General features: G+C 71.3%; 25 protein-coding genes and 1 pseudogene. 11 read left to right on the top strand and 15 right to left on the bottom strand.

Annotated features, from left to right (window positions below):
• The first annotated feature begins 56 nt into the window (after nt 1-56).
• Entirely contained in the window at nt 57-500 is a 444-nt protein-coding gene (soxR, locus tag A6A25_RS40640; protein ID WP_181319975.1) for a redox-sensitive transcriptional activator SoxR, read from the top strand.
• A gap of 52 nt (nt 501-552) precedes the next feature.
• Nucleotides 553-1,068 carry an RNA 2'-phosphotransferase gene (locus A6A25_RS40635; RefSeq protein ID WP_073899854.1) on the top strand — a complete coding sequence of 172 codons (516 nt, stop codon included), beginning with the start codon at nt 553-555 and terminating at the stop codon, nt 1,066-1,068.
• Here the strand turns inward: A6A25_RS40635 and A6A25_RS40630 are convergent.
• The 5 genes from A6A25_RS40630 to hisD all read right to left on the bottom strand — a co-directional run bounded on the left by A6A25_RS40630 (nt 1,040) and on the right by hisD (nt 5,026).
• The gene (locus tag A6A25_RS40630; RefSeq protein ID WP_073899731.1) at nt 1,040-1,630 is read right to left on the bottom strand and encodes a TetR/AcrR family transcriptional regulator; all 591 of its coding nucleotides are present in this window, start codon (nt 1,628-1,630) and stop codon (nt 1,040-1,042) included. The genes A6A25_RS40635 and A6A25_RS40630 overlap by 29 nt on opposite strands.
• Before the next feature lie 171 nt (nt 1,631-1,801).
• Nucleotides 1,802-1,957, bottom strand: a complete 156-nt coding sequence (locus A6A25_RS45140) for a hypothetical protein (RefSeq protein ID WP_198933043.1) — start codon at nt 1,955-1,957, stop codon at nt 1,802-1,804.
• Nucleotides 1,958-2,557 (bottom strand): imidazoleglycerol-phosphate dehydratase HisB, encoded by a 600-nt coding sequence (gene hisB, locus A6A25_RS40625; RefSeq protein WP_073899729.1) that lies wholly within the window; start codon nt 2,555-2,557, stop codon nt 1,958-1,960. It lies immediately after the preceding gene.
• Nucleotides 2,554-3,660 (bottom strand): histidinol-phosphate transaminase, encoded by a 1,107-nt coding sequence (locus A6A25_RS40620; protein WP_073899727.1) that lies wholly within the window; start codon nt 3,658-3,660, stop codon nt 2,554-2,556. Before A6A25_RS40620 ends, hisB begins: the two co-directional genes overlap by 4 nt.
• 49 nt (nt 3,661-3,709) lie before the next feature.
• On the bottom strand, nt 3,710-5,026 hold the full coding sequence (gene hisD / locus A6A25_RS40615) for a histidinol dehydrogenase (RefSeq protein WP_073899726.1): 1,317 nt from the start codon (nt 5,024-5,026) through the stop codon (nt 3,710-3,712).
• Nucleotides 5,027-5,174: 148 nt separating this feature from the next.
• Between hisD and A6A25_RS40610 the strand changes: the two genes are divergently transcribed.
• A complete protein-coding gene (locus tag A6A25_RS40610) occupies nt 5,175-6,488 on the top strand; it encodes a M14 family metallopeptidase (protein ID WP_083669068.1) in 1,314 nt (437 codons plus the stop codon).
• A 91-nt stretch (nt 6,489-6,579) separates the two neighbouring features.
• Here A6A25_RS40610 and A6A25_RS40605 read toward each other — a convergent pair whose 3' ends face one another.
• The 3 genes from A6A25_RS40605 to A6A25_RS40595 all read right to left on the bottom strand — a co-directional run bounded on the left by A6A25_RS40605 (nt 6,580) and on the right by A6A25_RS40595 (nt 10,855).
• The gene (locus A6A25_RS40605; protein WP_241829192.1) at nt 6,580-8,076 is read right to left on the bottom strand and encodes a Fic family protein; all 1,497 of its coding nucleotides are present in this window, start codon (nt 8,074-8,076) and stop codon (nt 6,580-6,582) included.
• A gap of 39 nt (nt 8,077-8,115) precedes the next feature.
• Nucleotides 8,116-9,246, bottom strand: coding sequence for an aminotransferase class V-fold PLP-dependent enzyme (locus A6A25_RS40600; protein WP_241829183.1), 1,131 nt, complete (start codon nt 9,244-9,246; stop codon nt 8,116-8,118).
• 64 nt (nt 9,247-9,310) lie between these two features.
• Nucleotides 9,311-10,855: an ABC transporter substrate-binding protein gene (locus A6A25_RS40595; protein WP_241829182.1), complete on the bottom strand. Its 1,545-nt coding sequence runs from the start codon at nt 10,853-10,855 to the stop codon at nt 9,311-9,313.
• A gap of 29 nt (nt 10,856-10,884) precedes the next feature.
• Between A6A25_RS40595 and A6A25_RS40590 the strand changes: the two genes are divergently transcribed.
• Nucleotides 10,885-11,661, top strand: coding sequence for a carbon-nitrogen hydrolase family protein (locus tag A6A25_RS40590; RefSeq protein WP_073899852.1), 777 nt, complete (start codon nt 10,885-10,887; stop codon nt 11,659-11,661).
• Nucleotides 11,662-11,775: 114 nt separating this feature from the next.
• Nucleotides 11,776-12,684 (top strand): DUF2382 domain-containing protein, encoded by a 909-nt coding sequence (locus A6A25_RS40585; protein ID WP_073899718.1) that lies wholly within the window; start codon nt 11,776-11,778, stop codon nt 12,682-12,684.
• A gap of 76 nt (nt 12,685-12,760) precedes the next feature.
• Here A6A25_RS40585 and nadC read toward each other — a convergent pair whose 3' ends face one another.
• Genes nadC through nadA form a run of 3 tightly spaced genes read right to left on the bottom strand, consistent with a single transcriptional unit; the run spans nt 12,761 to nt 16,259 of the window.
• Nucleotides 12,761-13,624, bottom strand: a complete 864-nt coding sequence (nadC, locus tag A6A25_RS40580) for a carboxylating nicotinate-nucleotide diphosphorylase (protein WP_073899716.1) — start codon at nt 13,622-13,624, stop codon at nt 12,761-12,763.
• Nucleotides 13,621-15,243 (bottom strand): L-aspartate oxidase, encoded by a 1,623-nt coding sequence (locus A6A25_RS40575; protein ID WP_073899714.1) that lies wholly within the window; start codon nt 15,241-15,243, stop codon nt 13,621-13,623. Before A6A25_RS40575 ends, nadC begins: the two co-directional genes overlap by 4 nt.
• On the bottom strand, nt 15,240-16,259 hold the full coding sequence (gene nadA, locus A6A25_RS40570; protein WP_073899712.1) for a quinolinate synthase NadA: 1,020 nt from the start codon (nt 16,257-16,259) through the stop codon (nt 15,240-15,242). Before nadA ends, A6A25_RS40575 begins: the two co-directional genes overlap by 4 nt.
• Nucleotides 16,260-16,323: 64 nt before the next feature.
• Between nadA and A6A25_RS40565 the strand changes: the two genes are divergently transcribed.
• From A6A25_RS40565 to A6A25_RS40545, 5 genes and pseudogenes are all read left to right on the top strand, one after another.
• On the top strand, nt 16,324-17,013 hold the full coding sequence (locus tag A6A25_RS40565) for an NUDIX hydrolase (protein ID WP_274534392.1): 690 nt from the start codon (nt 16,324-16,326) through the stop codon (nt 17,011-17,013).
• Entirely contained in the window at nt 17,010-17,687 is a 678-nt protein-coding gene (locus A6A25_RS40560; RefSeq protein ID WP_073899708.1) for an LON peptidase substrate-binding domain-containing protein, read from the top strand. The genes A6A25_RS40565 and A6A25_RS40560 overlap by 4 nt, the downstream gene beginning before the upstream one ends.
• Before the next feature lie 31 nt (nt 17,688-17,718).
• On the top strand, nt 17,719-18,453 hold the full coding sequence (gene aroD, locus A6A25_RS40555; RefSeq protein ID WP_083669066.1) for a type I 3-dehydroquinate dehydratase: 735 nt from the start codon (nt 17,719-17,721) through the stop codon (nt 18,451-18,453).
• Nucleotides 18,454-18,700: 247 nt separating this feature from the next.
• Nucleotides 18,701-19,963 carry an MFS transporter gene (locus A6A25_RS40550; protein ID WP_073899704.1) on the top strand — a complete coding sequence of 421 codons (1,263 nt, stop codon included), beginning with the start codon at nt 18,701-18,703 and terminating at the stop codon, nt 19,961-19,963.
• Nucleotides 19,964-20,024: 61 nt separating this feature from the next.
• Nucleotides 20,025-20,168: pseudogene (locus tag A6A25_RS40545) on the top strand (D-glutamate cyclase family protein); the annotation flags it as partial.
• Between the two features lie 6 nt (nt 20,169-20,174).
• Here the strand turns inward: A6A25_RS40545 and A6A25_RS40540 are convergent.
• The 4 genes from A6A25_RS40540 to bioD all read right to left on the bottom strand — a co-directional run bounded on the left by A6A25_RS40540 (nt 20,175) and on the right by bioD (nt 22,850).
• A complete protein-coding gene (locus tag A6A25_RS40540; RefSeq protein ID WP_073899702.1) occupies nt 20,175-20,771 on the bottom strand; it encodes a DUF2567 domain-containing protein in 597 nt (198 codons plus the stop codon).
• Nucleotides 20,772-20,810: 39 nt separating this feature from the next.
• Nucleotides 20,811-20,999, bottom strand: a complete 189-nt coding sequence (bsaP, locus tag A6A25_RS40535) for a biotin synthase auxiliary protein BsaP (protein ID WP_380733595.1) — start codon at nt 20,997-20,999, stop codon at nt 20,811-20,813.
• A gap of 17 nt (nt 21,000-21,016) precedes the next feature.
• Nucleotides 21,017-22,033 carry a biotin synthase BioB gene (bioB, locus tag A6A25_RS40530; protein WP_073899698.1) on the bottom strand — a complete coding sequence of 339 codons (1,017 nt, stop codon included), beginning with the start codon at nt 22,031-22,033 and terminating at the stop codon, nt 21,017-21,019.
• Nucleotides 22,034-22,133: 100 nt separating this feature from the next.
• On the bottom strand, nt 22,134-22,850 hold the full coding sequence (bioD, locus tag A6A25_RS40525; protein ID WP_073899851.1) for a dethiobiotin synthase: 717 nt from the start codon (nt 22,848-22,850) through the stop codon (nt 22,134-22,136).
• Nucleotides 22,851-22,910: 60 nt separating this feature from the next.
• On the opposite strand from bioD, the gene A6A25_RS40520 reads away from it, so the two are divergent.
• Nucleotides 22,911-23,150: a glutaredoxin family protein gene (locus A6A25_RS40520; protein WP_073899697.1), complete on the top strand. Its 240-nt coding sequence runs from the start codon at nt 22,911-22,913 to the stop codon at nt 23,148-23,150.

The following is a 23,150-nucleotide window of genomic DNA, read 5'->3' as shown; positions in this document are numbered from 1 at the left end:
TCGACTTATGTCGAGGTCAAGCCGCATAGCATGGGCACGTGAGCAAGTTGCCGGAGATGTTGACCATCGGTCAGGTGGCCGAGCGCAGCGGCGTGCCGCACACCGCGTTGAGGTTCTACGAGGAACGGGGGCTGATCTCGTCCGACCGCACGGCGGGCAACCAGCGCCGGTACCCGCGGCACGTGCTGCGGCGGCTGGCGTTCATCCGCACCGCGCAGCGGGTCGGGTTGTCGCTGGAGGACGTGCACGCGGCGCTGGCGACGCTGCCGGACAACCGCACGCCGACCAAGTCGGACTGGAGCAGGCTGTCGGCGAGCTGGCAGGTGGAGCTGGACGCGCGGATCGACGCGCTGCGCCGGCTGCGCGACCGGCTGACGTCGTGCATCGGGTGCGGGTGCCTGTCGCTGCGCAGCTGCACCCTGCAGAACTTCGACGACGAGCAGGCGGCGGACGGCCCTGGCGCGCCCAAGCTCAAGCCGGCCGTCGAAGGCGGCACGTGAAAACCTGTTGTGGCCGCGTGCTGCACTGGGAGTCGTGCAAGAGAAGAAGCAGATGGTCCGCTTGTCGAAGCGGATGTCCAAGGTCCTGCGCCACGAGCCGGAGCGGGTCGGGCTGACGCTCGACGCGGCCGGGTGGGTGGACCTGGACGATTTCGTGCGCGCCCTGGGCGTGAGCCGGGCGCAGGTGCTGGAGGTGGTGGCGGACAACGACAAGCAGCGGTTCGCGATCGAGGACGGGCGCATCCGGGCCAACCAGGGGCACACCGTGGAGGTGTCGTTGGACCTGCCGGTCACCGAGCCGCCCGCCGAGCTGTACCACGGGACGGTGGGCCGGTCCCTGCCCGACATCTTCCGGGACGGGCTGCGGCCGATGGCGCGGCACGACGTGCACCTGTCCGCGTCCGTCGAGACGGCCGTGCGGGTCGGGTCACGCCGGGGCAAGCCGGTGGTGCTGGTCGTCGACGCCGCGGCCATGGCCGCCGACGGACACGAGTTCCGGGTGAGCGCCAACGGCGTGTGGCTGGTGCCCGCCGTGCCGCCTAACTACCTGCGAGAACACGTCTCGTGAGCCAGTCGAGGCCCGCGACGACCTCGTCCGGGCTCAGGCCCCGCACCTGTCTTTGGTACTGGTAGACCTCCGGGGCCAACGGCGCCATCAGGGCGTCCACCACGGCCGCCGGGGCGCCGTCCACCAGCGCGGCCACGTGCCGCCGCCAGAACCCGTAGGCACCCGCCCGGAACCGCGCCCGGCCCGTCTCCGCGCCGAGCACCACGTGCAGGTGCCGTTCCAGCAGGCCGACCATGGTCCGGTAGAACGCGGCCAGCCGCTCGTCCGGCGGCGCGCCCGGCCCCAGCGGCGGCGGACCCGTGAGGATGCGGTCCTGGATCTCGGCCTCGTGCTCGTCCAGCAGCGCCTGCGCGATCGACGTCGTATCGGGGTAGCGCCGGTACAGCGTGGCCCGACCCACGCCTGCGGCCCGTGCGATGTCCTCCATCGTCACGCCGACCGCCCCGCCGGCCGCGGCGAACACCTCTTCCGCGGCGGCGAGCACGCGGGCCCGGTTGCGTGCGGCGTCGGCCCGTTCCCGAGGGCGACCGACGGTGATGGCGGCCTGAGCCGGTGACGACATGTGACCAACCATACGCAGACAGCCAAGCCCGCCACGGCCAACGCGCCTGAATGTTCAACTCGGGGGTCCTGAACGTAGGACACACGGGACCTGAACGTAGGACACGCGCGCGTGTCCTACGTTCGGAACGCGCGTGTCGAACGCTCGGGACCCCCGAGTTCTGCGTTCGGGTCAGAGCAGCCAGGCGATGGCAGCGCCCACGGCGACGACGGTCAGGACCAGCAGGACGATCGCCAGGCCCCGAGCCGTCTTCCACGTGCTGTAGACGCCACCGCCGAGGAAACCGGCCAGGGCGATCAGCCCGATGACCACGTACTCCTTCGGCATCTACAGGACGCCCTTGGTCGATGGCACGCCACCCACGCGCGGGTCCGGCTCGACGGCCGCGCGCAGTGCCCGCGCGATCGCCTTGAACTGCGCCTCGGCGATGTGGTGCGGGTCCCGCCCGTACTCCACCCGCACGTGCAGCGCGATGCCCGCGTGGAACGCCAGCGAGTCGAACACGTGCCGGTTCAGCACGAACGGGTAGTTGCCGCCGATCGTGAACGTGTTGAACTGCTCCGGCTCGCCCACGTGCACGCAGTACGGTCGCCCCGACACGTCCACCGCCGCGTGCGCCAGCGTCTCGTCCATCGGGATCCACGCGTCGCCGAACCGGCGGATGCCCGCCTTGTCCCCCAACGCCTCCCGCAACGCCTGGCCGAGCACGATCGCCACGTCCTCCACGGTGTGGTGCGCGTCGATCTCCACGTCACCGGTCGCCCGGACGACCAGGTCCAACGACCCGTGCACGCCCAGCGCGGTGAGCATGTGGTCGTAGAACGGCACCCCCGTCGCGATCTCGACCTTGCCGGTGCCGTCGAGGTCCACCTCGACGTACACCGACGATTCCCTGGTGGTGCGCTCCACCTTGCCGACCCGGCTCACCGGCCAACCTCCTTGCTCGCCGCGAGGAACGCGTCGTTCTCCTCCGGAGTACCGACCGTCACCCGCAGATGTCCGGCGATGCCGACGTCCCTGATCAGCACACCGCGTTCCAAATACGACCGCCACGTGGCGTGCGCGTCCTCGAACCACCCGAACAGCACGAAGTTCGCGTCGCTCGGCACGACCGAGAAGCCCAGACCCGCCAACGAGTCCATCACCCGGTCCCGTTCGGCCGCCAGCTTCGCCACCGAACCCAGCGTCTCGGCCGCGTGCCGCAACGACGCCCGTGCCGCCGCCTGCGTCAACGCCGACAGGTGGTAGGGCAGCCGCACGAGCTGCAACGCGTCCACCACGGCGGGCGCGGCGGCCAGGTAGCCCAGCCGGCCGCCCGCGAACGCGAACGCCTTGCTCATGGTCCGGCTGACGATCAGCTTCGCCGGGTGGTCCTCCAGCAGCTCGACCGCGCTCGGCCGGGACGAGAACTCCGCGTACGCCTCGTCCACCACGACCATCCCGGGTGAGGCTTCGATCAGCACGCGCAGGTCTTCCAGCGGCAGGCTCTGCCCGGTCGGGTTGTTCGGGCTGGTCACGAAGACCACGTCCGCCGCGCGTTCGGCGATGATCTCCGCCGCCCGCGCCACGTCCAGCGAGAAGTCCGCGCGGCGGGGCGTGGGCACCCACTCCGTGCGGGTGCCGGCGGCGATGATCGGGTGCATCGAGTACGACGGCTCGAAGCCCAGCGCCGAGCGGCCCGGACCGCCGAACGCCTGCAGGATCTGCTGCAACACCTCGTTCGACCCGTTCGCCGCCCACAGGTTCGCCGAGGTCAGCGGCACGCCCGTGGACGAGGCCAGGTAGGCGGCCAGGTCCTCGCGCAGTGCCACCGCGTCCCGGTCCGGGTAGCGGTGCAGCTCGCCCGCGATCGCCGCGACCTCCCGCACCACGTCCTCCACCAGGGCGGGCGTGGGCGGGTACGGGTTCTCGTTGGTGTTCAGCCGGACGGGCACGTCCAGCTGAGGAGCGCCGTATGGTGTGCGTCCGCGCAGGTCGTCACGCAAAGGCAGGTCTGTGATTTCGACCTTGGAACCGATGCTGTGTCTCATGCCGCCTCCGCTGAGAAGAGCGCGTCGGCGGGCCGTTCACCGATGGGCTTCATCCGCTGAACCTCGCCGTGACCGCCTGGCCGTGGGCGGGCAGGTCCTCGGCGTTCGCCAGCGCCACGACGTGGGGCGCGACCTCGCGCAACGCGTCCTCGCTGTAGTCGACCACGTGGATGCCGCGCAGGAACGTCTGCACCGACAGCCCCGACGAGTGCCGCGCGCACCCGGCGGTCGGCAGCACGTGGTTGGAGCCCGCGCAGTAGTCGCCCAGCGACACCGGCGAGTGCGGTCCCACGAAGATCGCGCCCGCCGCACGCACGCGTGCGGCGACCTCACGCGCCTGAGCGGTCTGGATCTCCAGGTGCTCGGCGGCGTAGGTGTCCACCACGCGCAGTCCGTCGTCCAGGCCGGACACCAGCACGGTGCCGGACTGCCTGCCGGTCAACGCCGTCCGCACGCGCTCGCGGTGCTTGGTCGCGTCGGTCTGCCGCTCCAGCTCGGCGTCCACGGCGTCGGCCAGCTCCGCCGACGTGGTCACCAGCACGCTCGCGGCCAGCGGGTCGTGCTCGGCCTGGCTGATCAGGTCGGCGGCCACGTGCACCGGGTCGGCCGTGTCGTCGGCCAGGATCGCGACCTCGGTCGGCCCGGCCTCGGCGTCGATGCCGATCAGGCCGCGCAGCAGCCGCTTGGCGGCGGTCAGGTAGATGTTGCCGGGACCGGTCACCAGGTCCACCGGCTCCAACGCCCCGCCGTCGGTGTCCGTGCCGCCGTACGCCAGCAGCGCGACCGCCAGCGCGCCGCCCACGGCCCACACCTCGGTCACGCCGAGCAGCGCGGCGGCGGCCAGGATCGCCGGGTGCGGCAGGCCGCCGAACTCCGCCTGCGGCGGCGAGCACACCACCAGCGACTCGACGCCCGCGATCTGCGCCGGCACCACGTTCATGACCACGGTGGACGGGTAGACGGCCAGGCCGCCGGGCGCGTACAGGCCGACCCGGGACACCGGCACCCAGCGCTCGGTCACCGTGCCGCCGGGCACGACCTGGGTGGTCGTGTCGACGCGGCGCTGGTCGGCGTGCACCTTGCGGGCGCGGGCGATGGACTCCTCCAGCGCCGCCCGCACGGCCGGGTCCAGCTCGGACAGCGCGCGCTTCAGCTCGGACGCGGGCACGCGGATCGAGGCCGGGCGCACCTTGTCGAACTTCTCGCCGTGCTCCAGCACCGCTTCGACACCGCGTTCGCGCACGTCGTCCACGAGCGGCCGGACCTGATGCAGCACCGCGTCCACGTCGACCTCGGCGCGCGGCAGCGCGGCACGCAGTTCGGCGGGTGACGGGACACGACCTCGCAGGTCGATGCGGTTCAGCATGCCCTCAAGGGTAAGGCGTCGCCAATTCCGTCAACTGTCAGCCCGGCGCCGGGTGGTGAACCCGACAAACGGCGGCTACCTCGAATCGTGACCGGCGCGCCACGCTGCGTACGCATCCGTCGCAAACCCTGCTGATGATGGAGGCTTGATGTTCACCAAGCGGCGCGGCCTCGTGGCCGCCGCGCTGGTCGCGAGCGTGGCCCTGGTGCTCCCCGCGCACCCCGGGTCGGCGCAACCGGCGACCGCGCACACCCCCGAGCGGATCGTGTTCGAGGTGACCGCGACCACACCCGAGGCGCGCACGAAGGTCGCCCGGACCGGGGTCGACGTCCTCGGGCAGAACGGCGACACGCTCACCGTGATCGCCGAACCCCGCCAGCAGTGGCTGCTGCGCGCCACCGGGCTGCCGGTGCGCCACGCCGGTGACGCGGACGCCCAGCTCGCGGGCCTGGGCAAGGCGGAGTTCGCCGATCCCCAGCTCGGCACGCTGGACTTCCCGTCCGGCTACACCGGCTACCACAACTACGCGGAGATGGTCGCCGAGCTGAACCAGACCGTCCGCGACCACCCGAACCTGGTCACGCTGCGCAGCATCGGCAAGTCGTACCAGAACCGCGACCTGTGGATGATCAAGATCAGCGACAACCCGGCGGCCGACGAGTCCGAGCCGGAGGTGCTGTTCACCTGCAACCAGCACGCGCGTGAGCACCTGACCGTGGAGATGTGCCTGCACATCATCAAGCGGTACACGGACAACTACGCGTCCAACGCGGCCATCAAGGGCGCGGTCGACAGCCGGGAGATCTGGGTCATCCCCAGCGTCAACCCCGACGGCGCGGAGTACGACATCGCGACCGGCTCGTTCCGGGCGTGGCGCAAGAACCGGCAGCCGAACTCCGTCGCGGTCGGCACCGACCCGAACCGCAACTGGGGCCACCAGTGGGGCTGCTGCGGCGGTTCCAGCGGCAGCGGGTCGAGCGACACCTACCGCGGCACGGCGGCGTTCTCCGCGCCCGAGGTGGCCCGCGTGCGCGACTTCGTCAACGGCCGCGTGGTCGGCGGTGTGCAGCAGATCAAGACGCACATCGACTGGCACACCTACTCGGAGCTGATCCTGTGGCCGTACGGCTACACCTACAACAACACCGCCCCCGGCCTGGACGCCACCCAGGCCAGTGTGTTCCAGACCCTCGGCAGGCGGATGGCGTCGCTGAACGGCTACACGCCGCAGCAGTCCAGCGACCTCTACATCACCGACGGCAGCGTCAACGACTGGATGTGGGCCGCCCACAAGATCTGGAGCTACACCTTCGAGATGTACCCCAGGTCCGCGAGCGGCACCAGCGGCTTCTACCCGCGCGACACGGTGATCGCCACGCAGACCTCGCGCAACGACACCGCGGTGCAACTGTTCCTCGACTACTCCGACTGCGTTCCGCGCATCACCGGGCGCACCTGCTGACGGCCTCCACGGCCTGATCAACCTGGGCGGGCTCGACGAAGTAGTGGGGCGAGGCCCTCACCACCTCGTCGAGCCCGCGCCGGGTCATGTCCTATCCCAGGCTGGAGGTGAATTTCGCGAGCGCGCTGGCCAACGTCATGTCGAGCACCTCGACGACACTGGCCCACTGGTGGTCCGCGGAATCTGTCCAGGTCCAGGTCACCGTTTCGGTCGGAGACGACACCACAATCGGGTTGGCCGCCAGTTCGGCGTCGCCCTGGCGGCGAGAACTCACCATCTCCGCATAAACCGTCAAGGTGATCACACCGGTTTCACCACTACCGACTTTCTGCATGAAGACCAAATAGCGCAGCTTCTTCCCGAACGCCACCACGTGCAGCCGCGACCACCACGTGCCGCCATTCAGGTTCGGGAAGAAATCGACGCTACGAGCAGCAGTGAGAACCTGGTCCTCCCAGTAGAACGCCTCGTCGCTTGGAGGAGCCGCGGTCCTCAGGGACGCATAGGCTCGCGGGTCGACACCTTCGCGCAGCAGTTCGCCGATCTTGTCCTTCATGTCTTCGAGCCAGTCGTTGATCTTGGTCTGCACAGCGTTGGCGAGCGCGCTCGCCCCTGCTGCGCGATCCGCGGTCCCGCTCGCCGAGTGGACTTCGCGGAGCCGCCCGATACCGGCCTCGAGAACTGTGAGGGCCCCACCTCCGGCCGCGAACGCGTGGTCGGCGGCCACTGGACGTTCCAACTCACTGCGGAGGGCGGCGATCTCCAGTTCCCCGAAGAACCGGACCAACGGGCGCAGGTCGCCCTCGTTGGCCCGGTCGAGACACAAGAGATAGCGAGTCCGCTCACGCCGGTCCACCACCAGCGGCGCGAGGTCGTGCCTGAGGAGGATGAGCAACGTCAAACACCGGGCTACGCGACCATTGCCGTCCTCGAACGGATGAATCCGGACGAACCTGTGGTGCAGCCAGGCCGCCTGGATGATCGGGTCACGGTCGCCGTAGTCGTGGTACAGCTCGACCAGCCGGTCCATCTGCGACGCCACCTGCTCGGGCGGCGTGTATTCGAGCAGTGACCCGTCGGGGCGGGTCACATGATTCGCCTGCTGCTTCCACTCACCGTGGTGCAGAGTCGCTTCGAAGACCATGCCGGTCGGCCCGGTGGCCGTGTACGTCGACTGGCGCGTGGTCAGGGCGACGTGCAGTTCCTTGATCAAGCCCACCGATAGGTCGCGGCCTTCACGAGCGGATTGGACCAGGAATTCCAATGTGTCGTACTGGGACCGAACAACCTCGAGGACGTCCTCGTTCACCGAACCATCCCCGGCCCGGGCGACCGCGTCCGCGGTGAGACCTTCAGCGACCAGCGCTTCGGTCACACCCCAGTCGATGTCGTACAACCGCTCGATGATGCCGGTTTCGATGGCGTGACGCCGCAACGACCTCCGACGGGCCTCGTGGAATGCCTCGTCATTGGCCGAGACAACGGTTTTCCAGGCACCTTGGATGGCACGCACCGTGTCGAGCAATGGCTGAAGATTCCCGTTGAGCGGAGGAAGGGGTTCGACATCAGTCCACGGCATATCGGCCATTGTCACGGGCGAATGGTATCGGCAGGCACGCGACCTGGCTCAGGCGGCGCACCTGCTGACGGCCTCCACGGCCTGATCAACCTGGGCGGGCTCGACGAAGTAGTGGGGTGAAGCCCTCACCACCTCGTCGAGCCCGCGCCGGGTCATGTCCAGCAACGTGGACGACGCGCCGCTCACGGTCACCGTCACGCCCGCCTCGGCCAGCCGGTCGCGCACCTCGGTCGCGGTGCGGCCATCGACGGTGAACGTGACGATGCCGGCCTTGCGCACACCAGGATCGCGGACGGTCACGCCGGGCAGCGCCGCCAGGCCTTCCCGCAGCCGCCCGGCCCGTTCGCCGACCTCGCGTTCGATCACGTCGATGCCCTTGGCCAGCGCGTAGCGTGCCGCGGCGATGAACCCGAGCCGGTCGGCGACGCTCGTCTCCCAGATCTCGTGGACCCGCGCGTCGTCCCGCAGGCGGTACTCCCGCGGCGCGACCCACTCCCCGCTGTGCAGGTCCACCAGGCGCGGCTTCATGCGGGCCGCGGCCTCGCGGCGCACCACCAGCACACCCGTGCCGCGTGGACCGCGCAGCCACTTGCGGCCGGTGCCCGCGATCAGGTCCACGCCCAGTTCGTCGGCGCGCACCGGCAGCTGTCCGACCGACTGGCACGCGTCCAGCAGCACCAGCGCGCCCACCTCGTGCGCCGCCTCGGCGACCTCGCGCGCCGGGTTCACCAGCCCGCTGTTGGTCGGCACGTGCACCAGCGAGACCAGCTTCACCCGTTCGTCCAGCATCTCCTTCAACGCGTCCACGTGGATCTGCCCGAACGCGTCCGACGGCACCACCTCGGCCGACGCGCCGACCTCCCGCGCCCGGTGCAGGATCGGAATCGCCGTGCCCGCGTACTCCGCCTCGCTGAACAGCACCCGGTCACCCTCGGTTAGCGGCACCGCGTCGAACGCGGACAGCCACGCGCGCGTGGAGCTGTCGGTGAACGCGATCTCGTCCGGCCGCGCGCCCAGCAGCTCGGCGAACACCCCGTACCCGGCTTCCAGGTCGTCCTCGCGTTCGCGTGCGGCGACGTACCCGCCGACCTCGGCCTCCCGCCGCAGGTGGCCGATCACCTCGTCCAGCACCTCACGCGGAGGCAGGGACGAACCGGCCGAGTCCAGGAAAATGGTCACTGAGTGCCCCCATGCGCTCGTGGCTACCCGCACTTATCGCCACCAGCATGCAACAAGAACGGGACTAGCGGGGCGTCCACTTCTCCAGGTTCCACCACGGGCCCCACGACAGCGCACCGTGCGCGTGCGGGTCCACGACCTCCTGGTAGCCGTTCCAGTTCTCCCGCACCACGTACGTGTGCTGCACCGTCGCCAGCACCACCATGCCCGGCGCGGCGACGTAGGCGCGCTGGAGCTGCTTGTACGCCGCCGCCCGCTGCGCGGGGTCCAGCAGCGAGCGCCCGGTGTCGAGGGCCGCGTCCACCTGCGGGTTCGAGTAGCCCCACGGGTTGGGCGTGTGCAGCGGTTGGTAGGTCATCAGGTCCGGGTCGAACGGCGTGCCGCCGCCGTGGAGCAGCGCGTCCACGCCCAGCCTCGGCGTGACCGCGTCCCAGCCCAGCCCGGCCAGCTGCACGTCGATGCCGACCGCCTTGGCGTCCGCGGCGAACGCGGTGGCCAGGTCGGCGCGCACCACGTCGCCGATCGGGTACATCAACGTGAACCGCGCGACCACGCCGTCACGCGCCCGCACGCCGTCCGCGCCGCGCACCCAGCCCGCCTGGTCCAGCAGCAGCTCGGCCAGCCCTTTGTCGTAGGCGAACCGCGCGCCGGTCTCCACGAACTCCGGCAGCGTGTCCGGCACCGGCGTGCTCGCCTCCGCGCCCTTGCCGCCGAGCAGGTTGTCCACCATGCCCTTGCGGTTGACCGCGTGGTTCAACGCCATCCGGATCGCGCTGTCACCCGTCACGGCGCCACTCGGCAGCGTGACCGCACGCAGGTCGGCGGTGCGGTGCGTGATCACCCTCATGCCGTTCGCGCCGCCGAACGACGCGGCCAGCCGGGGCGGCAGCGCGGTGCCGTCGAACTCGCCCGCCTGCAGCCGTTGTGCCCTGGTGTTGTCGTCCGGCACGAACACCACGGTCAGCTTGCGGATCTTGGGCTCGCCGCCGAAGTAGGAGGCGTTGGCCTCCAGCACCATCCGGTCGCCCTTGCGCCACTCCACCAGCCGGTACGGGCCGGTGCCGACGGGTTGCACGGCGCGCAACGGGCCGCCGAGCGCCTCGCTGGGCAGGATGCCGAGCACGAGCGTGTGCGGGAACGCCGCCCACGGCCTGGCCAGCGTGAACCGGACCGCGTGCACGTCCAGCTGCTCCACGCCGGTCAGCTCCGCGAAGGAAGCCCGCTCGGTCGAGCCGGACGCCGGGTCCAGCAACGCCCGGTAGGTGGCCACCACGTCCTCGGGCCCGAACGACGTGCCGTCGGTGAACTTGACGCCCTCGCGCAGCGTCACCGTCCAGCTCAGCCCGTCCGGGGAGGGCTTGGGCGGGTCGGCGGCGAGCTGAGGCCGCACCGAGCCGTCCGCGCGGTGCTCCACCAGCCCGTCGTACAGCTTCGACACGCCTTCGCGGCCGTAGCCGAGCAGCGGGTTCAGCGTGGTCGGCTCGATCGGGTCGGCCAGCACGATGGCGCTGTTGTCCGACGTGCCCTCGGCGCTCGGTGTCGTCGAGCCGGTGCACCCCGCGGCGGCGAGGACGGCGGCGACGACGAGCGGGGGCAGGAGGGAGCGCACGAGACCCGACACTACCTAGAGTGGGCGCCATGCGTGTCGCCCTCTGCCAGATCACCTCGTCCAGCGACCCGGCGGCGAACCTGGACCTCGTGCGTTCGGAGACCAAGCGCGCCGCGGCCGGCGGTGCGCGCGTGGTGGTGTTCCCGGAAGCCACCATGTGCCGGTTCGGCGTGCCCCTCGGCCCGGTGGCCGAGCCGCTGGACGGCCCGTGGGCGGGCGCGGTGCGCGACATCGCCGACGAGCACGGCGTGGTCGTCGTGGCGGGCATGTTCACACCCGCGCCGGACGGCCGGGTGGCGAACACGCTGCTGGTCACGGGCGGCGGGCGGCACGTCGGCTACGACAAGATCCACCTGTTCGACGCGTTCGGGTTCACCGAGTCGCGCACGGTCGCGCCCGGTTCGACCCCGGTGACCGTCGACGTGGACGGCGTCACGCTGGGCCTGGCCACGTGCTACGACGTGCGGTTCCCGGAGCTGTTCCGGGCGTTGGCCGACCGGGGCGCGACGGCCGTGCTGGTGTGCGCGTCGTGGGGCGCGGGACCGGGCAAGCGCGAGCAGTGGGAGCTGCTGGTGCGCGCCCGTGCGCTGGACTGCACGTCGTGGGTGCTAGCCTGCGGGCAGGCCGATCCCGGGGTCGACCACGGGGCGCCGACGGGCATCGGCTTCAGCACGGTCGCCTCGCCGCTGGGCGAGGTGGTCGAGCAGTTGGCGGGCGAGCCGGGGACGTTGGTGACCGAAGTGGACACTGAGAGTGTCACGCGGGCGAGGGAAACGTTGCCCGTCCTGGCGAATCGTCGTTTCTGAATCTCTTTCGAGGGGCGTTGCATCACACGAACGGGTGGCAGCCGAATAGGTGGCCCTTCGAGCCGGGAAGCCCTTCGCGGGACTGAAATCACGACACGCGAAGGGGACCCGGCCATGATCAACCAGGCCGAAGTGGACCGCCTGTACGACTGTGAAGTGATCGACGAGCACGGTGAGCGCATCGGCTCGGTGAAACAGGTGTGGCTCGACGATCAGGACGGGCAGCCGATGTGGGCCTCGGTGCACACCGGCCTGTTCGGTCTCAAGGAGTCGTTCGTGCCGATCCAGGACGCGACTTTGGGCAACGGCGTCATCACCGTTCCCGTGGACAAGCAGCAGGTCAAGGACGCGCCCCGGATCGACGTTTCCGACCAGCACATGTCCGACAAGCAGCAGGACGAGCTGTACGAGTACTACGGCATGATCCCGACCCACCGCACCGGCGAGCACGACCGCCTGCCGGGCGGGCGCACCGAGACCAAGCCGATGCCGATGCCCGGCGCGGGCCGCACGTCCGGCCTGACCCGCGGCGAGATGCGCGGCGGCGGGATGCCCGGCGAGACCCGGCCCGAAGGGCTCGGCAACGTGCGCGAGCCGGCCACCGGTCAGCGCGCCCGCCACGAGGCCCGCACCGGCGACTCGGTCACCCGTTACGAGGAAGAACTCGACGTCGGCACGCGCGATGTCGAGGCCGGTCGGGTGCGGCTGGTCAAGCACACCGTGACCGAGCAGAAGGACGTGACCGTGCCGGTCTCGCACGAAGAGGTCCGCGTGGTGCGCGAGCCCGCCGAGGGCGCGCCCACCGACCGGGCGTTCGTGGACGAGGAGGCGGAGGTGACGCTGCGCCGGCAGGAGCCGGTGGTGGAGAAGAAGACCAAGGCCGCGGAGAAGGTCCGGCTGGACAAGCAGAGCATGACCGAGCAGCAGCACGTCCACGGCGAGGTGCGCAAGGAACGGGTGGACGTCGAGCGCGACGACCAGATCACGCAGCGCGACGACCGCACCAAGCGGCGCGACACCTGACCTGGACGCGCCCGCGCCTGTGCCCCGGGCGCGGGCCCGTCCCACCTCCCGTCGGCGGCCGGCGGCAGTCGCGGCACTAACGCAGGTCGAGCCCCAGGTCCAGGGCCGGGGAGGAGTGCGTGAGGCCGCCGACGGCCAGGTAGTCCACGCCCGTCTCGGCGTAGGCCCTGGCCACGTCCAGCGTCAACCCGCCGGACGCCTCCAGCGCGACACCACCCGCCCGCCGCACCGCCTCGGCGCACTCGGCGGTGGTGAAGTTGTCCAGCAGCACGAGTTCCGCGCCCTCGGCGACGGCCTCGTCCAGCTGGTCCAGCGAGTCGACCTCGACCTCGCACGGCAGGTGCGGCGCGTGGGCGCGCACGGCGGCCAGCGCCGCCCGCACCGACCCGGCGGCGCGCACGTGGTTGTCCTTGATCAGCACCGCGTCGCCGAGGCCGAGCCGGTGGTTGACGCCACCGCCGCACCGCACCGCGTACTTCTCCAGCAGCCGCAGGCCGGGCAGGGTCTTGCGGGAGTCGCGCACGCGCGCCTTGGTGCCGGCGACCTCGTCCACCCAGGCCGCGGTGAGCGTGGCCACGCCGGACAGGTGGCACAGCAGGTTCAACGCGGTGCGCTCGGCGGTGAGCAGCCCGCGCACCGGTCCGCGCAGCACCAGGGCGGGCTCGCCCGGCACGGCCTTGTCGCCGTCGGACCGCTGCTCCAGCACCTCCACGTCGGTGACCTGCCGGAACACCTCCAGCGCCACCGGGATGCCCGCCAGCACACCGGCCACGCGCGGCGTCAACTCGGCCACGGCCACCGCGTCCGCGGGCACCGTCGCCTCGGTCGTCGCGTCCGCGCCGTACCGCAGGTCTTCCTCCAACGCCGTCGCGATCACGCGGCGGGCGTCGTCCAAGTCGAGCCCGATGCTCGCCCCTGCGAGCAGGTCTTCGGTGCTCATGCCACTCCCCTCGCCACCACGGGATCGGCCAGCACCGGCTGGCCGGACGGGTTGAGCCGGACCACCTGGCTGCGCTGCCAGCGCACGTCGTCGCGCTCGGTGAAGTCGGTGCGCACGTGGCAGCCGCGCGACTCCTCGCGCTGCGCCGCCGCCGCGATCAACGCCCGCGCGGCCACGGTGAGCGCCGCGTCCTCGACCAGCTGCCGGCTGTCCAGCGTGCGGTCCACAGTGGACAGGTCGAGCACCGAGCCGACCACGGCCAGGCCCTCGGCGTCACGGCCGATCGCCGCGTACCGCGACATCACGCGCTGCAACGAGTCCCGGTCGGCCACCGGCGCCGTCGGCAGTTCCACCGCGGCCGCCGCCGAGGGGCGGGCCAGCACGCCGAGCGCCAGGTCCACCGCGACCGCCTCGGCCGCCCGCGTGCCGACGACCAGGCCTTCGAGCAAGCTGTTGGACGCCAACCGGTTCGCGCCGTGCAGCCCGGTACGGGCCACCTCACCCGCCGCGTACAGGCCGGTGACACCCGTTCGTCCGTCCACATCGGACACCACGCCACCGCACGCGAAGTGCGCCGCGGGCGCGACCGGGATCGGCTCGCCCGCCGGGTCGACTCCCGCCGCGAGACAGGCCGCGTGCACGGTCGGGAACCGCCGCGCGAAGTCCGAGATGCCCGTGGCGTCGAGGAACACGTGGTCGTCCACGCCGCCGGGACCGCCCGCCATGTGCCGGGTGATCGCCGCGGCCACCACGTCACGCGGCGCCAGGTCCTCCAACGGGTGCACGCCGCGCATGACCCGCGCGCCGGTCGCGTCGACCAGCACCGCGCCCTCGCCGCGCACCGCCTCGGTGACCAGCGGGCAGCGGCCACGCGCGCCACGCCCGGTGTAGAGCACGGTCGGGTGGAACTGGACGAACTCGACGTCCGCCGCCACCGCGCCCGCGCGCAACGCCAGCGCCAGGCCGTCGCCGGTGGCCACCTCCGGGTTGGACGTGGCCTGGTAGAGCTGGCCGAGGCCGCCGCTGGCCAGCAGCACGGCGGGCGCGCTGAGCACGCCGGGCACGCCGTTGCCGTCCAGCACCAGCAGCCCGCACACCGCGCCGAGCGGGGTGCGCACCGCGTCCACCGCGACGTGGTTCTCCAGCACCGGCACCCGACCGTCCGACGCCGCCGCCAGCAACGCGCGCTCGACCTCCGCGCCGGTCGCGTCACCGCCCGCGTGCACCACCCGGAACGCGCTGTGCCCGCCCTCCCGCGTGCGGGCCAGCCCACCGGTCGGCGCGGCGTCGAACACCGCGCCGCGCTCGCGCAACCGCGTCACCGCCGCCGGTCCACCGGCGATGATCGCGGCGACCGCGGCCTCGTCGCACAGTCCGGCCCCGGCCACCAGCGTGTCGCGCACGTGCGCGTCGACCGTGTCGTCGGCGTCGTGCTCACCGGGCAGCACGACGGCCACGCCGCCCTGCGCCCACCGGGTGTTGCCGTCCTCGCCGGCGGCCTTGGTCACGACCAGGACCCGCAGCCCCAGCTCACGCGCGCGCAGCGCCGCCGTCAGACCGGCCACTCCCGTGCCGACGACCAGCAGGTCGGCGCGGGCCTCCCACAGGGGGGTATTCATTCCCCGCCGCCGGGCTGCCCGATCTCGATCATGCGCTGCACCGCGCCCTGGGCGCGGCGAGCCGTCTCCAGGTCCACGTGCACCTCGTCCTTGTTCTCCCGCAGGCCCCGCAGCAGCGCGGCCGGGGTGATCATCTTCATGTACCGGCACGACGCCCGGTCGTTCACCGCGCGGAAGTCGATCTCCGGCGCGGCCCGGCGCAGCTGGTGCAGCATGCCGATCTCGGTGGCCACCAGCACCGACTTCGCGCTGGTCCGCCGGGCGGCGGTGATCATGTCGCCGGTCGAGAGGATCTTCACCTTCTCCGCCGGGACGGTGCCCTCGCCCGCGAGGTAGAGCGCCGACGTGGCGCAACCGCACTCGGGGTGGATGAACAGGTCGGCGTCCGGGTTCGCCGCCGCGCGCTCGGCCAGCTCCGGGCCGTTGATGCCCGCGTGGACGTGGCACTCGCCGGCCCAGATGTGCAGGTTCTCCCGGCCCGTCTCGCGCTTGACGTGCGCGCCGAGGAACTGGTCCGGCAGGAACAGCACCTCGCGGTCGGCCGGGATCGACTTCACCACGTCCACCGCGTTCGACGAGGTGCAGCAGATGTCGGTCTCCGCCTTCACCTCGGCCGTGGTGTTGACGTAGGACACGACGACCGCGCCGGGGTGCTCGGCCTTCCACGCGCGCAACTGCTCGCCGGTGATCGAGTCGGCCAGCGAGCAGCCCGCCCGCTCGTCCGGGATGAGCACGGTCTTGTGCGGCGCGAGGATCTTCGCGGTCTCGGCCATGAAGTGCACGCCGCAGAAGACGATGGTGGACGCGTCGCTCGCGGCCGCGATGCGGCTGAGCGCCAGCGAGTCACCGGTGTGGTGGGCGATGTCCTGGATCTCGGGCAGCTGGTAGTTGTGCGCCAGGATGACCGCGTCCCGCTGTCGCGCCAGCTCCAGCACCTCGTCGCGCCATGCGGAATCCGGCGCGATCCCGTCGTAGGCACCGTCCGAGGTTCGCTCCACGTAGGCGGTAGCGACCATGGGTTCCTCCCTTGAGCCAGGTTTTCGCCTATCGGTCGAAAACGTGGCCGATAGTATCAGCCGAGTGGGACTGGCGGGACATGAGGTGCTGGCCGCGGTGCTCCAGGTGAGAGCCGGATCACTCCAGGTCATGCTGTGGGAGCGCGCCCGGGAACCGCACGCTCACCGCTGGTCACTGCCCGGTGGCGGGCTCGGCGACGACGAGGACGTCGAGGCCTCGATCCGCCGTCAGCTGGCGGAGAAAGTCGACGTGCGACAGTTGTCACACGTCGAGCAGCTGGCCGTGTTCAGCAACCCGGCGCGGGTGCCCGGCCCGCGGGTGGTGGCGACCGCGTTCCTCGGCCTGGTGCCGTCGCACATCGACCCGGTGGTGCCGTCGGACACCGCGTGGCACCCGGTGGACGCGCTGCCCGCGACCGCGTTCGACCACGAGGCGATCTGCCGCCGTGCCCGGCACCGGCTCGCCTCGAAGCTGTCGTACACGAACCTGGGCTTCGCGCTGGCGCCGCCGGAGTTCACCATCTCCGCGTTGCGCTCGCTGTACTCCGCGGCCCTGGGCTACAAGGTGTCGGCGACCAACCTGCAACGCGTGCTGTCGCGGCGGGGGTTGTTGGAGCCGACCGGCGGGACGGTGCAGCCGGGACCGTCCGGTGGCAGGCCGGCGGCGCTGTTCCGGTTCGTGTCCGGACAGATGCGGGTCACCGACCCGTTCGCCGTGCTGCGGCCACCGTCCACCCGTAGCTTGGGTTCGTGACGACGACGCTCCCGCTGTTCCCGCTGGGCACCGTGCTGCTGCCCGGGGCGTCGCTGCCGCTGCACGTGTTCGAACCGCGGTACCGGCAACTGACCGTCGACCTGGTGACGGGGACGGTGCCGGAGCGGACTTTCGGCGTGGTGTCGATCAAGCAGGGGTGGGAGGTCGGCGCGGAGAACGTGGAGGCGCTGTCCGACGTCGGCTGCACGGCCGTGCTGCAGGAGGCGCGGCGGCTGTCCGACGGGCGGTTCGACCTGACCACGAAGGGCGGTCGGCGGTTCCGGCTGCTGGACGTGGACGAGGAGAGCGCGCCGTACCTGGTCGCGACGGTGCAGTGGCTGCCGGACACCGCCGCGCCGCCGGAGGTGGAGGCCGTGCTGCCGCTGTTGGCGGAGAGCGCGCGGGCGGCGCACGGGAGGTACCGGCAGGCGGCGTACCGGAGCGTTGGCCGGCCGCCCGGTCCGGACACGAAGTTGGCCGACCTGGCGTACGCGTTGGCCGGTGACTGCCTGCTGACGTTCGAGGACCGGCAGCGGTTGCTGGAGGAGACCTCGCCCGCGCGGCGGCTGCGGATGGTGCGAAAAGTGCTGCACCGCGAGGCGGGCATTCTGGACGCGTTGAGCGCCGTGCCCGCGCCGTTGTCGGAATTGGGCCACCTGCCTCATCGCAACTGACCGTTCACGCGGGCGGTGTAGGATACCGCGAATGAATAGCATGCGTGCGCTGCTCGACCTCGACCTGCCCGTGATCGCGGTGAGTTTCGCCGACGACGACAGCGCGCGGGCGGCGGCGGAAGCGCGTTCCGCCGGGGTGGACGTGGCCGAATTGCGCATCGACCGGTTCAGCCGGACCGACGTCGGGCACGTGCTGGCGCAGGTGCGGGCATTCGAGGGCCTGCCGGTGCTGGCGACCGTGCGCTCGGCGGCGGAGGGTGGCGGGTGGAGCGGTGCCGAGGAGGCCCGGCTGGAACTGTTCCGCGAGGTCGCGCCGCTTGTGGACGCCGTGGACGTGGAGCTGTCCTCAGACGGGATCGTGGCGGACGTGATCGCCGCCGCGCACGCGCACGACGCGTTGGCCGTCGTGTCGTACCACAATTTCGACCACACGCCCGACACCTCCGAACTGGACCGGATCGCCCGTGCGGCGAAAGAGGCCGGCGCGGATATCGTGAAGATTTCCACAATGGCCACGAAGGCCGCTGACCTGAAAGTCCTGGCGTCCTTGTTGGTGAATGCCGGTGATACCGAGATGATTGTGATCGCGATGGGTGAGATCGGTACCGCGTCGCGTATCTTCTTCCCCGCGCTCGGTTCCCGGTTGACTTACACGTTCATCGGGCACCAGCCGACGTCGGGTCAACTCGACTACGCCGAGACGTCCGCGTTGATCGGCAAGTTCTACCCCGGGTACGACCGGCGAAAGGGCGCGGTCGACGCCTGAGCGGTCGGTTCGGCGTCCTGAGCGTTCAACTCGGGGGTCGCGAACGTAGGACACGGTCGTTCCGAACGTAGGACACGCGCGACGCGAGGGGACGACTCGCGCGGGCGTGCGGGAGCGTGCGCGCGAGGCGGGTAGCCCGTTGGTGTTGAGGTGTTGGTTCGTCCTATTGCCCTCTAGTGGGATTGTTCAACAATCCTCTAGCGTGTGGTCCACGGCACAACCCACCCACGGTTGCGAGGTGACCACCATGAGCACCACGGACGTCGACACCACGGCGAGCCGGGGCCCGTTCGCCTGGTTCCACACGCTGGGGCGCAACGGCAAGCGGGCCTTCGTCGGCGCGTTCGGCGGCTTCGGCCTGGACGCCTACGACTTCCAGGTCCTGCCCCTGAGCCTGTTCGCCATCACCGCCTACTTCGGCATCACCACCGGCGAAGCGGGCCTGCTCAACACCGTCACCCTGGTCGTCTCCGCCCTCGGCGGCGCGATCGCGGGCATCCTCGCGGACCGCATCGGCCGCGTCCGCACCCTGATGATCACGGTCATCACCTACGCCGTCTTCACGGTCCTGTGCGGCTTCGCCACCAGCTACGAGACGCTGCTGGTCTTCCGCGCCCTGCAGGGCCTGGGCTTCGGCGGCGAGTGGGCGGCGGGCGCGATCCTGGTCGCCGAGTACTGCAAGCCCCAGTACCGCGGCCGCACGGTGGCGTTCATCCAGAGCTCGTGGGCGGTCGGCTGGGGCCTGAGCGTCATCGTCTACACCGCCGTGTTCAGCTTCCTGCCGCAGGACATCGCCTGGCGCGTGCTGTTCTGGACCGGCGCCATCCCGGCCGTCCTGATCTTCTACGTCCGCCGCAACGTCAAGGACGCGCCACGCGCCGAGCGGGCCCTGGTGACCAGCCCGCGCAAGGGCAGCTTCAAGGCCGTCTTCCAGGGCGGGCTCGGCCGCACCACGCTGTTCGCCGCACTGCTCGCCACCGGTGTCCAAGGCGGCTACTACACCCTGGCGAGCTGGGTGCCGACGTTCCTCAAGACCGAACGCGGGCTCAGCGTCGTCGGCACCGGTGGTTACCTGGCCTTGCTGATCAGCGGCGCGTTCGCGGGCTACGTCACCGGCGGCTACCTGACCGACCTGCTCGGCCGCAAGCGCACGTTCACCCTGTTCGCCGTGCTCAGCGCCGTCCTCATCGTGCTGTTCACCAACATCCCGCCGGGCGCGAACGGCCTGATCCTGCTGGTCACGTTCCCGCTCGGGTTCACCACGTCGGCGATCTTCAGCGGCTTCGGCTCGTTCCTCGCCGAGCTGTACCCGACGGACCTGCGCGGCACCGGCCAGGGCTTCACCTACAACTTCGGCCGCGCGGTCGGCGCGTTCTTCCCGACCCTGGTGGGGTTCCTGGCCGGGACGATGGGTGTCGGCGGTGCGATGATCTGCGGCGCGGTCGCCTACGGCATCGCCGTCGTCGCCCTGTTCGGCCTCCCCGAGACGAAAGGCGTCGAGCTGCGATGACGACGACACCGGCACAGGTGCGCCGCGACCACCAGGGGCCGACCGCCGGGCTGGCGGACGGCTACGCCCAGGCCAACCTCATCGCGGTGCCGGCGGCGTGACACCGCAGGCGGCGGTGATGGCGTCGAAACCGCCGTTCGCGATCACCCACGCGCCGGGGCACATGTTCGTCACCGACGTGCCCGACACGACCTACGTGCTCTGAACCGCGCTAACCGAGCCGTCGACCGAGGTCGTCCAGACCGTTCCACGCGGCCAGGCAGCCGTACGCCAGCGCCGTGCCCAAGGGCCACGCCAGCAAGCCCCACCACGTCTCCAGCACCGGGGCCAGCGCGATGACGTCACCCACCTCGGGCGCGGCGCTGACGGCGTACCGGCTGCCCGCCGAACCGATGCCGGTCAGCTGCGCCAGGTAGGCCGCCACGCCGGCACCGAGCGTGGCCGCGAGCATCACCACCGGGCCGCGCCGTTCCCGCAGCAACCACACCGCGATGCCGGTGATCAACCCGGCCGCCAGGCCCATCAGCACGAACAGCATCAGCCCGTCGAGCCGGTGGTAGCTCTCACCGGTGACCGGGATCAGCGACCCGTCCTGCTGCGCCACCACGTTCTGCGGCGGCGCGAGCCACGCCCACAGCCACCCCACCGGCAACCCGAACAGCGAGATCGCGGACAGCACGGAGAACGCGGGCAGCAGGTCGCGCTTCACCACGACCCGCGGCCGTTGCACCACGTAGTAGTACTCGAACGCCGGCGCGGGTGGCACCCGAACGGGAGTGGCCCGCTCGCCCACCGGTTGCTCCGCCACCCGACGACCTCCCTGCACCCGTGACTGATGCAGGGCAGGTTACCGCGCGGAGGAGATCTCGCCGTGGCGGCTGCACGCGGCCGTCCACCCGGAGGGCGTCACCTGCACCACCATCCGGCGCGCGCACTCCGCGCAGAACCGCGGCGGGTCGATCACACCCAGCCGTGACGCGCACGCCGAGTGGTCGCCCTCCGCGCGCTCCTTGCCGCAATATCCGCAGTAAGTCACCACACCCGGTCCACTGGTCACAGGGTCTTGCTCAGTTCCTTGATCGGCATGGCCAGCTCGGTCAGCATGTCCAGGTCGTCCTGCGCCGGGCGGCCGAGGTTGGTCAGGTAGTTGCCGACGATGATCGCGTTGACGCCGCCGAGCATGCCCTGCTTGGCGCCCAGGTCGCCGAAGGTCAGCTCACGGCCGCCGGCGAAGCGCAGGATCGTGCGCGGCAGGGCGAGCCGGAACGCGCCGACGGTCCGCAGCGCCTCGGGGCCCTCGACCACCGGGTAGTTCTCGTACGGCGTGCCCGGGTTGGGGATCAGGAAGTTCAGCGGCACCTCGTCGGGCTCCAGCTCCGCGAGCTGCACGGCGAACTCGGCGCGCTGCTCCAGCGTCTCGCCCATGCCGATGATGCCGCCGCAGCAGACCTCCATGCCGGCCGCGCGGATCATCTTCAGCGTGTCCCACCGCTCTTCCCACGAGTGCGTGGTGACCACGTTCGGGAAGTGCGAGCGGGCCGTCTCCAGGTTGTGGTTGTAGCGGTGGACGCCCATCTCCACCAGCTCGTCCACCTGCTCCTGGGTGAGCATGCCGAGCGAGCAGGCGATCTGGATGTCGTTGCCGTCCTCGCGGATGGCCTTGATGCCGTCGCGCACCTGCGACAGCAGCCGCTTGTCCGGCCCGCGCACGGCGGCGACGATGCAGAACTCGGTCGCGCCGGTCTCGGCCGTCTGCCGGGCCGCCTTCACCAGGCCGGGGATGTCCAGCCACGCCGAGCGCACCGGCGAGGGGAACTGGCCGGACTGCGAGCAGAAGTGGCAGTCCTCGGGGCAGCCGCCGGTCTTGAGCGACACGATGCCCTCGACCTCGACCTCCGGGCCGCACCAGCGCATCCGCACCGCGTGCGCCAGTTCCAGCAGCTCGGGGATGCGGTCGTCGGGCAGCCGGAGGACTTCGAGCACCTGCTCCTCGGACAGCCCGACGCCCTGCTCCAGCACCTGCTCGCGGGCAACAGCCAGGACATCGACCTGTTCGGGGGCTGCGGTCACGACGTCTCCTCGTCAACTCCGGCGGTGGTCCGTCGTGCAGTCTGCCGCACCGGCCCGCGAGCGACCCAGCGATGTGCGTCACTGGTTCGTTCAACCGGCCTCAGCAGGTGTGCGGCGCGGCGAACTTCTCCGGGTCGAACGTGCCGCCGAACCACGGCGAGAGGCCTTCCCTGGCCATCTCCACGAACTCGGCCCGGCCCAGTGCCGCCGAGCCGTCGGGCAGCACGCCCAGCAGCGGCGCGCCCGCGGCCTCGGGCAGGTCGACCAGGTTGGTGCGGGTGGCCAGGTCGGGTACGGCGGGCCAGCGCCCGACCACCACGCCGACGGACTCCAGGCCGCGGCGCAGCAGGGCCTCGGCGGTCAGCGCGGTCATGTTCAACGTGCCCAGGCCCGCGTGCGCGACGATGAGCACCGGCGCGTTGAGCGCCCACGCCGCGTCGGCGATGGTCGAGCCCGCGTCGTCGAACCGGACCAGCAGCCCGCCCGCGCCCTCCACCAGCACGAGGTCGTGCGTCTCGTCCAGCGCCACGGCCGCCGAGGCGACCTCGCTGGGGTGCAGCGTGGGCCGACCGGACCGGCGCGCGGCCGTGGCCGGCGCCAGCGGTTCGGGGTATCGGCGCAGCTCACGGGTGGTGACGGCGCCGGCGAGGCGGGTCACCTCGGCGAGGTCGCCCGGCTCGCCGTCGGCGATACCGGTCTGCGCGGGCTTGAGCACGGCGACCCGTCGACCGTCGGCCGCGGCCAGCGCCGCCAAGGCGGCGACGACCACGGTCTTGCCGACCTCGGTGCCCGTGCCGGTGATCACGAGGACGCTCACGGCCACTCACCCTAGGCCTATACGGAGCGTTGCGGTCCTCCGCGTTCTACAGTCACCGCTATGAGTGAGATCGTTCTCTACGGGGCGGACTGGTGCGGCGACTGCCGGCGGGCGAAGGCGTGGCTGCGGGAGCACGAAGTGCCGTTCACCGACGTCGACGTCGAACACGACGACGCGGCCCGCGACAAGGCGATCGAGATCGCCGGCGGGCGCAAGAACATCCCGGTGATCGTGCTGCCCGACGGCCGGGTCCTGGTGGAGCCGACCAACACCGAGCTCGCCGCCGCGATCGAGAGCTGA

The organism is Saccharothrix sp. CB00851 (genome assembly GCF_001905065.1).
In the GTDB taxonomy this organism is placed as follows: Bacteria; Actinomycetota; Actinomycetes; order Mycobacteriales; family Pseudonocardiaceae; genus Actinosynnema.
This window is presented reverse-complemented; position numbering and strand designations above follow the sequence as displayed.